At 28.0% G+C, this 12,726-nt stretch carries 12 protein-coding genes; 8 read left to right on the top strand and 4 right to left on the bottom strand.

Translation table 11 applies throughout. From position 1 onward, the window contains the following. Position 1: 1 nt before the first annotated feature. A complete protein-coding gene (locus ACN5J4_RS07695; protein ID WP_418649432.1) occupies positions 2 to 724 on the bottom strand; it encodes a polyprenol monophosphomannose synthase in 723 nt (240 codons plus the stop codon). A gap of 81 nt (positions 725 to 805) precedes the next feature. Here ACN5J4_RS07695 and ACN5J4_RS07690 point away from each other — a divergent pair, with 81 nt between their 5' ends. From ACN5J4_RS07690 to ACN5J4_RS07655, 8 genes are all read left to right on the top strand, one after another. Then, positions 806 to 1,447, top strand: a complete 642-nt coding sequence (locus ACN5J4_RS07690; protein ID WP_418649431.1) for a DUF4271 domain-containing protein — start codon at positions 806 to 808, stop codon at positions 1,445 to 1,447. Positions 1,448 to 1,459: 12 nt separating this feature from the next. Then, entirely contained in the window at positions 1,460 to 2,206 is a 747-nt protein-coding gene (locus ACN5J4_RS07685; protein WP_418649430.1) for a uroporphyrinogen-III synthase, read from the top strand. A gap of 191 nt (positions 2,207 to 2,397) precedes the next feature. Further along, positions 2,398 to 3,288, top strand: a complete 891-nt coding sequence (locus ACN5J4_RS07680; RefSeq protein WP_418649429.1) for a sterol desaturase family protein — start codon at positions 2,398 to 2,400, stop codon at positions 3,286 to 3,288. Positions 3,289 to 3,401: 113 nt separating this feature from the next. Further along, entirely contained in the window at positions 3,402 to 4,745 is a 1,344-nt protein-coding gene (locus ACN5J4_RS07675) for an NAD(P)/FAD-dependent oxidoreductase (protein ID WP_418649428.1), read from the top strand. Between the two features lie 5 nt (positions 4,746 to 4,750). Next, positions 4,751 to 6,373 (top strand): 4Fe-4S binding protein, encoded by a 1,623-nt coding sequence (locus ACN5J4_RS07670; RefSeq protein WP_418649427.1) that lies wholly within the window; start codon positions 4,751 to 4,753, stop codon positions 6,371 to 6,373. Positions 6,374 to 6,838: 465 nt separating this feature from the next. Then, positions 6,839 to 7,531, top strand: coding sequence for a glycosyltransferase family 2 protein (locus tag ACN5J4_RS07665; RefSeq protein ID WP_418649426.1), 693 nt, complete (start codon positions 6,839 to 6,841; stop codon positions 7,529 to 7,531). Then, complete coding sequence (locus ACN5J4_RS07660) at positions 7,531 to 9,021, top strand: cellulose synthase family protein (RefSeq protein WP_418649425.1); 1,491 nt, start codon at positions 7,531 to 7,533, stop codon at positions 9,019 to 9,021. Before ACN5J4_RS07665 ends, ACN5J4_RS07660 begins: the two co-directional genes overlap by 1 nt. After that, positions 9,021 to 10,427, top strand: coding sequence for a mannosyltransferase (locus ACN5J4_RS07655; RefSeq protein ID WP_418649424.1), 1,407 nt, complete (start codon positions 9,021 to 9,023; stop codon positions 10,425 to 10,427). Before ACN5J4_RS07660 ends, ACN5J4_RS07655 begins: the two co-directional genes overlap by 1 nt. Before the next feature lie 68 nt (positions 10,428 to 10,495). On the opposite strand, the gene ACN5J4_RS07650 is transcribed toward ACN5J4_RS07655, so the two are convergent. The 3 genes from ACN5J4_RS07650 to ACN5J4_RS07640 all read right to left on the bottom strand — a co-directional run bounded on the left by ACN5J4_RS07650 (position 10,496) and on the right by ACN5J4_RS07640 (position 12,678). Continuing rightward, on the bottom strand, positions 10,496 to 11,077 hold the full coding sequence (locus ACN5J4_RS07650) for an acyltransferase (RefSeq protein ID WP_418649423.1): 582 nt from the start codon (positions 11,075 to 11,077) through the stop codon (positions 10,496 to 10,498). Positions 11,078 to 11,117: 40 nt separating this feature from the next. Beyond that, on the bottom strand, positions 11,118 to 11,852 hold the full coding sequence (locus ACN5J4_RS07645; RefSeq protein ID WP_418649422.1) for an energy transducer TonB: 735 nt from the start codon (positions 11,850 to 11,852) through the stop codon (positions 11,118 to 11,120). 103 nt (positions 11,853 to 11,955) lie between these two features. Further along, positions 11,956 to 12,678 (bottom strand): energy transducer TonB, encoded by a 723-nt coding sequence (locus ACN5J4_RS07640; RefSeq protein ID WP_418649421.1) that lies wholly within the window; start codon positions 12,676 to 12,678, stop codon positions 11,956 to 11,958. Positions 12,679 to 12,726 lie beyond the last annotated feature (48 nt).

Genomic DNA, 12,726 nt, shown 5'->3' with positions numbered 1-12,726 from the left:
ATTATTTTGGTAAACCTTTTAATCTCATTTTTATAACTCCGAATACTGCCTCTTTTATAATACCTGAACTTAATTTTGAAGTTCCTAAAACTCTATCTGTAAATATAACAGAAACTTCTTTTATAGTAAATTGATGCTTCCATGCTTTAAATTTCATTTCAATTTGAAAAGCATAGCCTATAAATTTAATTTTATCAAATCGAATGGTTTCTAACACTTTACGCTTCCAACATACAAAACCTGCTGTGGTATCATGTACAGGTATTCCTGTAATAAAACGCACATATTTAGATGCGCAATAAGATAATAACACTCTACGCATTGGCCAGTTAACTACATTTACACCAATTGAATATCTAGAGCCTACAGAAACATCAGCTCCATCAATGGCACAAGCATTGTATAATTTAATTAAATCGTTTGGATTGTGTGAAAAATCAGCATCCATTTCAATTATAAAATCATAATTATTAGCTATAGCCCATTTAAAACCATGAATATAGGCAGTACCTAATCCATTTTTTCCTGTTCTTTTTTCAATATAAAGTTTATTAGAATATGTTTTTTGTAATTGCTCCACAATACCAGCAGTACCATCAGGAGAATTATCATCAACAACTAAAATATCAAACTCTTTTTCCTGACTAAAGGTTGCTTGTATTATCGCCGCTATGTTTTCTTTTTCGTTATAAGTTGGTATTATAACTAAAGCGTCTGATTTCATGTAATTTTCATCTAAATCTAAGCAAATATACACTAAATTATCACTAATTTTGTGTTAAATTGATAGCCTAAAAAAATACACTTGCAAGCAATTGAACGCATTATAACTAATAATAATTGGATTACTATAGTAATTATATTTGCTATTGTTGTATTGGCTTACATAAAACTTTTAAAACCAAATAAGTTACGTAGTTATGCTTTTGCTTTTTTCACTCCTAGTTTTATAAAAAAAAAAGTAGATGACAATACTTCATTCAATTCAACTTTTCATATTTTTCTATTTATTTTCTCAACAATAACAATATCATTATTTTTATTTTTACTTATTAAACCTGAAATATATAAACACAACTTTTTAAACTATATACTTACACTAAGCACTGTTACTATTTTTTTTACTGTAAAATATCTTTTAGATTTTAGTTTATCTAATATTTTAGGGGCTACTTACGCTACTAAATATTTTGTTTCTTCAAAAATAGGGTACTTAAACAGTCTTAGTTTATGGTTATTTCCTGTTATAATTATATATCAATATGCATTTACAAACTCATTATTCTTACTTGTTTCTTTTGGTATCTTATTTATTTTCAGGGCTTTTTTAATATTATTTAATAACAAAAAAATAGTTATCCACAAGTTATTTTATTTTATTTTGTACTTTTGCACCCTTGAAATAGCCCCCTTATTAATTGTTTATAAAATAACAACTACTACGTAAAGAGAAAAATATATGAAAGTGAAAACTATTTTAGTCTCTCAACCTGCTCCAAAAACGGAAACTTCTCCGTATTTTGACTTAGCAGAAAAACAAAAAGTGAAAATTGATTTTCGTCCTTTTATTCATGTTGAAGGTATTGATGGAAAAGAAGTTAGAGCTCAAAAAATAGACTTAAAAAATTATACTGCAATTATTTTAACAAGTAGAAATGCAGTAGACCATTTTTTTAGAATTGCAGAAGAAATGCGCTTTACAGTACCAGATTCCATGAAATACTTCTGTCAATCAGAGGCTGTAGCTTACTATTTACAAAAATATGTTGTATACAGGAAACGTAAAATTTATGTTGGAAGTAGAACTTTTCCTGATTTAATTAAATTGATAAAAAAACATAAAGAAGAAAAATTTTTATTGCCTTCTTCAGATAAATTAAAACCATTAATTCCTGAAGAATTAGATAAATTAGGTATTGACTGGAAACGTGCAGATTTATATAAAACAGTAGTAAGTGATTTATCTGACTTAGAAGATGTTTTTTACGATGTTTTAGTATTCTTTAGTCCTTCAGGAATTGATAGCTTATTTGAAAACTTTCCTAACTTTAAACAAAATCAAACAAGAATAGCTGTTTTTGGTAATTCAACTATAAAAGCTGTTGAAGACAGAGGCTTACGTGTAGATATTGCTGCACCAACTCCTGAAACTCCTTCAATGACTATGGCTTTAGATAAATATATTAAAGAAAATAATAAAAAGTAATAATACTTTTTTAAACGATTACAAAACCATCAAAATTTTTGATGGTTTTTTTGTACCAATAATTACCTCAGTATCTTTTAAATTAAAATTTTTTGTTAAAAAACTCAATAACAGCTCAAATTATTTAATCGATAACAAAGTATTGCTTTTATTTTCTTATTTTAAAGGATATTTTTAAGCAAATAATTTATATGGATAGCTATCTAAACATTATCAAAAATTCTTATTCTGATTATTGGAATTATATAAAAAAATCTGTTTTAATGGAATTGAACTGGGAAAATTATTTCTACGGATTAATTATCATTTCTTTAGTTGTTTGGATATTAGAAATGGTTTTTCCTTGGCGTAAAAATCAGGCTATTTTTAGAAAAGATTTTTGGCTAGATGTTTTCTATATGTTCTTCAATTTTTTTCTATTGAATCTTATTATTCTGATTGCATTATCAAATTCTACAGCACAATTTTTTAATGATATTTTAAGTATTGCTGATTTATCAATTGCTGATTTTCAGCTTTTTGACATTAATAAATTCCCTTTTTGGCTAAGAGTTTTTACCTTTTTTATCATTATTGATTTTGTACAATGGTTTACACATACGCTTTTACACAAGTATGAATTTTTATGGAATTTTCACAAAGTACATCACTCAGTAAAAGAGATGGGATTTGCTGCACATTTACGTTATCATTGGATGGAACCTGTACTTTATAATTCAATGAAATATATTCCATTAGCTATTATGGGCGGATTTACAGCAAAAGATATTGCAATAGTCCACTTTTTTAATATTACTATCGGACACTTAAATCATGCAAATATTAATTGGGATTATGGTTATTTAAAATATGTTTTAAACAATCCAAAAATGCACATTTGGCATCATGCAAAAAAATTACCTAAAGAAAGAAGAACTGGTGTAAACTTCGGAATTACTCTAAGCATTTGGGATTATATTTTTAAAACAAATTACATTCCACATTCTGGTAGAAATATTGAAATTGGTTTTAATGGAGATGAATATTTTCCGAAAGATTTTATCAATCAAGAAATATATCCGTTAAATAAAAAAAAGAGCTGATACTTTTTCTTACATAATTTTACATAAGCTATCTACTATTTAAATTCATTCTAAATTTATTTATCCCATTAAGGTATTAACTTTAACAACGACCTAACTGCAAATCAACTTTTATGGAACATGTTGTTATTATTGGTAATGGAATTTCTGGTGTTACTGCTGCCAGACATATTCGAAAATTATCAGACAAAAAAATTACTATTATTTCATCTGAAACTAAATATTTTTTCTCAAGAACTGCTTTAATGTACGTGTACATGGGGCATTTAAAATTCGAGCATACACAACCTTATGAACCTTGGTTTTGGAAAAAAAACCGAATCGAACTTAAAAAAGGACTCGTTTCTAAGATAAATACAGCTAATAAAGAAGTCATTTTTGATAACAATGAAACTCTAGCATATGATAAATTAATTATTGCCACAGGAAGTAAACCCAATAAATTCGGTTGGAAAGGACAAGATTTAGAAGGTGTTATGGGAATGTATCATAAACAAGATTTAGAAAAATTAGAAAAATTTGCTCCCGATAATAAAACCTGTAAAAGAGCTGTAATTGTTGGTGGCGGTTTAATTGGAATAGAATTAGCAGAAATGTTGCACAGCAGAAATATTCCTGTAACATTTTTGGTTCGTGATAAAAGTTTTTGGAACGGTGTTTTACCTGCTCAAGAATCAGCAATGCTTAACAAAGAAATTTTAGCAAATCATATTGATTTACGTTTAGGAGTCAATTTAAAAGAAATTAAATCCGATGAAAACGGACAGGTAAAATCAATAATTATTGCAGAAACAGGTGAAGAAATTGAATGTAATGTTGTTGGATTAACAGCAGGTGTTTCTCCTAATATTGATTTTATTAAAAAATCTGAAATTGAAATAGGGAAAGGCGTAAAAGTAAATCGATTTTTAGAAACAAATATTAAAAATATCTATGCAATTGGCGATTGTGCCCAACAACATAATGCCATAAATCAGCGTCCGCCTATTGAAGCCGTTTGGTACACAGGAAGAATGATGGGCGAAACTATTGCGCAAACTATTTGCGATAATAAAACGGAATATAAGCCTGGGCATTGGTTTAACTCTGCCAAATTTATGGATATTGAATATCAAACTTATGGATGGGTTTGGGCAAAAACAAAAGAAAATGAAGCTCGTTTTTATTGGGAACATGAAAGCGGGAAAAAATGTATTCATATTAATTATGATAAAAAAACACATCAATTTATCGGAATAAATACCTTCGGAATTAGAATGCGTCATGAATTTTTTGATAAAATTTTAACCGAAAAACGTTCTATAGAATATGTCTTAGAACATTTAGCCGATGCTAATTTTGATCCTGAATTTTATAAACTTCACGAACCAGAAATAATTGCTCAATTCAACAAAGAAAATAATACTACTATTCAACTAAAAAAGAAAAGTTGGACACGAATTTTTAGTAAATCATAATATATATGAAAATCATAAAACAAACAGGTCTAATAATTTTCTTAATCGGATTAAGTATCTTTATAGGAACTATTTTTACAGGTTCTTTCCGTTTAGAACAAGCCGAATTAGATTCTTTTATCAAAGAAAAACAGTATAAAAGTACGGTTATAAATGATGAATTAAGCAAGGCTGTTGTAACTTCAGAAGATTTAAATATTTTTCAATTTTCGAGTCGTGTTATAAAAGCTTATAAAAATTCTAATGCACATTATGACGGACTTATTGCAAAATATGATGCTGAAAAAAATTGGGATAAAAAAGGAACTCAATTTCAATATAAAATATCAGGAAAACCGCATAGTTTAAGTTTTGCGCTTGCTAAAAAAGCAGGAAACGGACTTGCTACTGATAATACAGGTTTGATGTGGTTTTTAACATTCGGTTTAGGAATTATTGGTGCGTTACTTTTTATCGTTCCTGATGTGGTTTTATTAGGAAATGCAGGTATCAAAAATGATGGAATATTTTTAAACGCAGCTACAAATCGTGGTTGGATTGGTTGGTTTGCTTTTATCTTTTTGGTTACTTTTTATATACTGTTATATTTTTATCCTGATTTTATAGTAAATTGGGTGTATTTAGTTGATCCGATTAGCAAATCTATTAGTGGAAACCCTGCAAGTCAATGGTTTTTATACGGATTTTTATATTGTACCGTGATGTCTGTAATGGCAGTAAGAATGTATATTAAATACCGTCATAATAAATATCAAATTTTAAGAACAACTTCTGTTTTATTCTTTCAAATTGTATTTGCTTTTTTAATTCCAGAAATTTTAGTTCGCTTCGAAAAACCTTGGTACGACTTTAAAAATGCCTTTCCTTTAGATTATGATTTTTTCTTCAAATGGAATTTAGATGAATTATTAGCCAGCGGTGGTTTGGGTTTATTTATTCTGGTTTGGGGAGTTGTTTTAACCGTTGTAGTAGTTCCTATAATGGTCTATTTCTTCGGAAAAAGATGGTACTGTTCATGGGTTTGTGGCTGTGGTGGATTAGCAGAAACACTAGGAGACCCTTACAGACAATTATCAAGTAAAACGTTACTTTCTTGGAGAGTAGAACGTATTATAATTCATACAGTACTTATTTTTGTTTTGGTGATGACAGGATTTGCTTTATATACTTTCTTTTCAGGTGCAAATGAAATTATCGGTATTAAAACACAAACAATTCAAGATATTTATGGTTTTTTAATCGGTGCTATTTTTGCAGGTGTAATTGGTACAGGCTTCTATCCTATTTTTGGAAATCGTGTTTGGTGCAGGTTTGGATGTCCTTTAGCTGCTTATTTAGGTTTTATACAACGTTTTAAATCTCGATTTAGAATTACAACAAACGGAGGGCAATGTATTTCTTGTGGAAATTGTTCTACTTATTGTGAACAAGGAATTGACGTAAGAGCCTACGCTCAAAAAGGCGAAAACATTGTACGTTCTAGTTGTGTTGGTTGTGGAGTTTGCTCGGCAGTTTGCCCAAGAGGAGTTTTAAAATTAGAAAATGGTCCTGAAAAAGGAAGAATTAATCCAACTGAAATATTATTAGGAAACCATGTTGATTTAATGGATTTAATCAATAAAAAATAAACTATTCATCTTCTTGTTTTTTATTTCGATGATGATATTTTCGCAAAAAACATATCAAAAAAATATTTTGAAAATGATAATTTGAAACAAGAAGGCTGGATTAAAAATTCTTTTACATCTGATTATTGGAAATTTTACTATAAAAATGGACAATTAAAAAAAGAAGGTAATTTTAAGCAAAATCGCTCCGTAAAATATTGGTATTTTTACCAACAAATTAGAACAATTGAAAAAGTAAAGTCATTTTATTGACAAAAAACAAAGGAAATGGTGGTTATATTATGATAGCAAAGGAAATGTAAATCATAAATGTTAATTAAAAAGTAACCAGAAAAATAGGTATTGTTTGCGCTATTATGATAAAAAATTAATTCGCGCCGAAAAATATCAAGCAGGAAAAAAATAAAAGAATGGACAAATTTAAAATCTTTTAAAAAAGAAAATAATTTGTTCGATTTAAGATAAATGAAGCAATCAATTAAAGTGATTATTCCTGCTTATAATGAGCAAGATTCTATCGCAAAAGTTATTAACGATATTCCATCAATTGTTGATGAAATAATTGTGATTAGTAATAATTCTACAGATGCCACAGTTGAAAACGCTACAAATGCAGGTGCTACTGTTCTACAAGAAAACAGAAAAGGCTATGGATACGCTTGTTTAAAAGGTATGGATTATATTGCTTCATCAGAAAAAAAACCAACAATTATTGTTTTTTTAGATGGTGATTATTCTGATTATCCTGAACAATTAACCGAACTTATTACTCCTATTATAGATAAAAATATAGATTTTGTAATTGGTGCTCGTGTAAAAGAATTACAAGAAAATGGCGCTATGACACCACAACAAATATTCGGAAATTGGTTGGCTACCTTTTTAATGAAATTACTTTTTGGAGCAACATTCACCGATTTAGGGCCTTTTAGAGCCATTAAATACGATAAATTACTATCCTTAAATATGGAAGATAAAACCTATGGCTGGACAGTAGAAATGCAATTAAAAGCCCTAAAACAAAAGTTAAGCTACATAGAAATTCCAATGAAATATAGAAACAGAATTGGCGTTTCAAAGGTTTCAGGAACAGTAAAAGGTAGTATATTTGCGGGCATTAAAATTTTAAGTTGGATATTTAAATATAGTTTTAAATAATGATTATACAGTATATTATAATAGTAGTTTATGCTATTTCATTGATTTTAATTTTTATGTATGCTTTAGCACAATTAAACCTATTGTTTAATTATTTAAAAGCTCAAAAACAAAAAGATAACGCTCCTAAGTTTAATTTCTCAAACCCTGAAGAAATTCCTTTTGTTACCATACAATTACCTGTTTTTAATGAACTATACGTTATGGAACGTTTATTAACAAACATAGCCAAAATAAAATATCCAAATAATAAGTTAGAAATTCAGGTTTTAGATGATTCTACAGACGAGTCGGTAATTTCAACTGCAAAACATATAAAAAGGCTTCAAAAAACAGGGTTAGATATTGTGCATATTTGCCGAAAAAACAGACAAGGATTTAAAGCAGGCGCCTTAAAAGAAGGATTAGAAGTTGCTAAAGGAGAGTTCATAGTTATTTTTGATGCCGATTTTTTACCATTAGATGATTGGCTTGAAAAAACAATTCCTTATTTTAAAAATCCTGAAATTGGTGTAGTACAAACTCGATGGGGACATATTAATAGAAATTATTCTACCTTAACTAAAATTCAAGCTTTTGCCTTAGATGCACATTTTACTTTAGAACAAGTAGGTAGAAATAGTAGAGGTCATTTTATCAATTTTAACGGAACAGCAGGTGTTTGGCGTAAAACCTGCATTTTAGATGCTGGAAACTGGGAAGGTGATACTTTAACTGAAGATATTGATTTAAGTTATAGAGCACAACTTAAAAACTGGAAATTTAAATATTTAGAGCATGTTGAAACTCCGGCTGAACTTCCTGTTGTTATTAGCGCTACAAGAACGCAACAATTTAGGTGGAATAAAGGTGGGGCTGAAAATTTTCAGAAAATGTTAAAAAGCATCATTACCAATAAAAATATATCTATAAAAACTAAAACTCATGGATTATTACATTTACTAAACAGCTCTATGTTTACCTGTATTTTTTTGGTAGCCGTTTTGAGTGTACCTATGTTATATATAAAAAATGAATATGCTCATTTAAAGCCTTTTTTTTATATGATGAGCTTCTTTGTATTAAGTTCAGTCATCTTTTTTATCTGTTATTGGTTTATGTATAAAAAAATATATGGTACTGGTTTTAAAAATTTCATTAAATACATAGGTGCTTTTTTTACTTTTTTCACCATAGTAATGGGTTTTTCTTTACATAATACTATTGCGGTTTTAGAAGGACATTTTGGTAAAAAAAGTGAGTTTGTTCGTACGCCAAAATTTAATATTAAAAGTATTAAAGATGGCTGGAAAAACAATAAATACATTCGCACAAAAGTTTCTATAAACGTTATTATTGAAGGTTTATTAGCTTTATATTTTGTTTTTGGAATGTATAGTGCTTTTATTGTTGGTGATCAAGGTGGTGATTTTGGGTTGTTTCCTTTTCATTTAATGTTGTTTATTGGTTTTGGATACGTGTTTTTCAAATCAATTTTTTCAAAAGCATAATGCTTTTTTCGAAAAAACACAACACAGTACTACTAACTGTTATTAGTAGTGTTCTTTATTTTTATACTGCTTACTTTTTAGAAAGAGCAAACTTTTCAATACTGCTTTTTTTATGGTGTGCATTATTTGGTAGCACTTATTTTTTATGGAAAAAAAATCAACATAATTTTCAACTTTTAGTTGGAATTTCTATTTTATTTCGGTTGATTTTCCTTTTTGCAACACCCAATTTATCTCAAGATTTTTATCGTTTTATTTGGGATGGAAGAATGATTTTAGAAGGCTTAAATCCATATTTATCATTACCTGAAAATTTTATAGAACAACAAAAATATCCTGTAAATGAAGCCCTTTCTTTATATAAAGGAATGGGCGAAATGAACGGAAGTCATTATACTAATTACCCTCCAATAAATCAATTATGTTTTTTAATAGCTGCTATTTTTGCTAACAAAAGTATTTTAGGTAGTGTAATTGTGATGCGAATAATTATAATTCTAGCTGATATAGGAATATTATATTTTGGAAAAAAACTCTTAGAAAAATTAAAGTTACCTATTCAAAACATCTTTTTTTATGCTTTAAATCCATTTATCATAATAGAAATGACAGGTAATTTACATTTTGAATCTGTAATGTTACTTTTTTTAATTTGGAGTTTATATCAATTACAACAACAAAAATGGATATGGGCAGCTTTACTATTAGCCTGCTCAGTTACAGTAAAATTAATTCCTTTGTTATTTTTACCACTCTTTTTTCAATGGTTTATAAAAAGTGATACTCATGTATTTTTTAAAAATAAATCAATAAAAAATATACTATTAGATGTCAGCATACTAAAATTAATAACCTTCTACGGAATTATTTTTATTATAATCATTGGTTTATTTTTACCATTTTACTCACCTATATTGACTTCTAATTATTCTAACTCTGTTGGGTTATGGTTTAGAAATTTCGAATTTAATGCTAGCTTTTACTATATATTTAGAGAAATAGGCTATTTGTTTAGGGGGTATAATGAAATAGTTATTATTGGACAAATAACTCCTTTTTTGACTGTTTTATTTTTAATGATAATTACCTTTTTAAGGAAAAATAAATCAATGATCGAATTAATTACAGCAATGTTATTCGGTTTATCTTTTTATTATTTTACAACAACAACAATGCATCCTTGGTATATAGCAACACTTTTAATACTATCTATATTTACCAAATATCAATTTCCTATAGTATGGAGCATAGTGATAATTTTAAGTTATCAAGCGTATTCAAATGAGCCTTGGAAAGAAAACCTGTGGTTTATTATTTTAGAATATACAATTGTTTATAGCTACTTAATATGGGAGTTATTTATAAAAAAACCCACTCAAAAAATTGAGTGGGAAAAATTGCTATGAAAAAGAAAAAGTAGTGGTTTTAAAACCACTACTCAAATATATATATAAAATTTTTAATATAAAAAAAATTATATTTTAATAACTTTATTATTATTTAACAAATACTTATCATTACTTTCAATACAAACGGCCTCCCCTGCCTCATTAAACTCTAATCGATGACCGTATTCACTTACCCAACCTATTTGTTTTGATGGGTTTCCTACAACTAAAGCAAAAGGTAACACTTCTTTAGTTACAACTGTTCCTGCACCTATAAATGCATATTTACCAATAGTATTACCACAAATTATAGTTGCATTAGCGCCAATACTTGCTCCTTTTTTAACAATTGTTTTTAAAAATTGATTACGCCTAACGATTGCACTTCTAGGATTAATTACATTTGTAAAAACCATTGAGGGGCCTAAAAATACATCATCTTCACAAATAACACCTGTATAAATAGATACATTATTTTGAACCTTTACGTTGTTTCCTATAATAACCTTTGGAGAAACAACAACATTTTGTCCTAGAGTACAATGATTTCCTATAGTACAATTAGGCATTACATGGCTAAAGTGCCATATCTTAGTACCTAAACCAATAGTACAATTATCATCAATTATTGCTGTTTCGTGTGCAAAAAAAAGTTTTTGTGTATCCATAAAACAAAAATAAAAAACTTAACCTTAATAGTTCAAGTTTTTATTCTACTTTAAAAGTAATAGGTAAAGTGTATTTTACTTTAACAGGCTTATCATTTTGTTTACCTGGTATAAAATTTGGTATTTTACCAATAACATAATTAGTTTCTTTTTCTAATTTTTTATGAGGGGCTCTAATTTTTATATCGGTAACAGCGCCTTGTTTATCAATTATAAATTGCGTAATAATATTATATTTTCCTGAACTTAATCCTACATCTTGAGCAATGTCTGAATTAAAATAACGCTGAATATGTTTATTGATTTTACGCTCAAAACATAACTTATTTTCCTCTTCAGATAACTCTTCGCATCCTTTAAAAATGGGTACTTTTTGAACATTTTTTATAGATATAACATTATCTAATACCTTTTCGGTTACTGGTTTATTTTTTTTAACAGGTACAGTATTAATTATTGATTTACTTTTATTAAAATTTTTAACTACCGTTTGAATTACAACTTCATTATTTTTAACAACTTGAGGGGGTATAATTGTTTTAACTTTTCTTTTTTTAACTACTGGTTTATTTTTTTTGATTACAATATCACGCGAAAACCTAAAGGCTGTTTCTTCAAAATTATGATACGGTATGGTAATTTCGGCTGTTTTTTTTTCTGTTTCATATTCTAATGAAACAAAAACAATAAATAATGTTAACACTAAACCTAATTGTGTAAAAATTGAAGAGAATTTCTCTAATTGTTTACTTGGTAATTTCTTGAATTTTTTCATAATTATAATTATTTAAGTTAAAATTATGTTAAAACAAGAAACATGCCATTAAAAAAAGCAACCCGTTTTAGATTGCTTTTTTAATTTTATTTAAAATACTTAATTACTCTACATTAAAAGTAATAGGTAAAGTATATCCTACCCTTACAGGTCGCCCTCTTTGCTTACCTGGCTTCATTTTTGGTATTTTATTTGCTACACGAATAGCTTCTTTTTTCAACCTTGGGTGTGGTGCTCTTGCATTTACATTTGTAATAGAACCATCTTTATCTATTTTAAATTGAACATAAATTCTTTTCTTACCTGGAGTTAAACCTAATTCACCAGCCAAATCAGAGTCAAAATTACGCTGTACATGCTTTTGTAATTTTTTATTTAAACAAGCTTTTTTTTCTGCCTTTGAACCTGTACATCCTGGAAAAACAGGTACTTCTTCAATAATAGAAAAAGGTACATCTTCTACTACTTCTTCAATCTCCTCTACTTCTTGTATATCTTCAACCTCTACGGCTTCAGATTCATCAGTTTCAGTTGATTCAATTACAGTTTCTTCAACTTCTTTTTCATCCTCTACTACCTTAATTTTTTCTGGTGCTGGTGGTGGTGGTGTATTTGGTTTTGGTTTTGGTGGCTCAATTTGAAGTTCAATTGTTTCTTCTTCAATTTCGGCAGCCATATTAACAACTCCTAAATTTCCATATTCTTTATCATATGTTTTATTTTCTATTGCAACATATGTTACAAATAAAGCTAAAACCAAACCTAACTGCATAAACAGTTTACTATAATTTTCTAAGTTTGATTTTGGATTTTTCTTAATTTCCATCCTAAGTGTTTTTTAATAGTTTGCTAATTTAATTAATTTATTCTAACT

It is taken from the genome of Tenacibaculum aestuariivivum (assembly GCF_964507685.1).
Taxonomy (GTDB): domain Bacteria; phylum Bacteroidota; class Bacteroidia; order Flavobacteriales; family Flavobacteriaceae; genus Polaribacter; species Polaribacter aestuariivivum.
The sequence above is the reverse complement of the archived record's forward strand: the minus strand, read 5'-3'. Positions and strand labels throughout refer to the sequence as shown.

Bases quoted from the DNA above. Each gene is read 5' to 3' on its own strand.
- ACN5J4_RS07695 (WP_418649432.1), bottom strand. From the start codon at position 724: ATGAAATCAGACGCTTTAGTTATAATACCAACTTATAACGAAAAAGAA.
- ACN5J4_RS07660 (WP_418649425.1), top strand. From the start codon at position 7,531: ATGATTATACAGTATATTATAATAGTAGTTTATGCTATTTCATTGATT.
- ACN5J4_RS07650 (WP_418649423.1), bottom strand. From the start codon at position 11,077: ATGGATACACAAAAACTTTTTTTTGCACACGAAACAGCAATAATTGAT.
- ACN5J4_RS07655 (WP_418649424.1), top strand. From the start codon at position 9,021: ATGCTTTTTTCGAAAAAACACAACACAGTACTACTAACTGTTATTAGT.
- ACN5J4_RS07670 (WP_418649427.1), top strand. From the start codon at position 4,751: ATGAAAATCATAAAACAAACAGGTCTAATAATTTTCTTAATCGGATTA.
- ACN5J4_RS07645 (WP_418649422.1), bottom strand. From the start codon at position 11,852: ATGAAAAAATTCAAGAAATTACCAAGTAAACAATTAGAGAAATTCTCT.
- ACN5J4_RS07675 (WP_418649428.1), top strand. From the start codon at position 3,402: ATGGAACATGTTGTTATTATTGGTAATGGAATTTCTGGTGTTACTGCT.
- ACN5J4_RS07640 (WP_418649421.1), bottom strand. From the start codon at position 12,678: ATGGAAATTAAGAAAAATCCAAAATCAAACTTAGAAAATTATAGTAAA.
- ACN5J4_RS07685 (WP_418649430.1), top strand. From the start codon at position 1,460: ATGAAAGTGAAAACTATTTTAGTCTCTCAACCTGCTCCAAAAACGGAA.
- ACN5J4_RS07665 (WP_418649426.1), top strand. From the start codon at position 6,839: ATGAAGCAATCAATTAAAGTGATTATTCCTGCTTATAATGAGCAAGAT.
- ACN5J4_RS07680 (WP_418649429.1), top strand. From the start codon at position 2,398: ATGGATAGCTATCTAAACATTATCAAAAATTCTTATTCTGATTATTGG.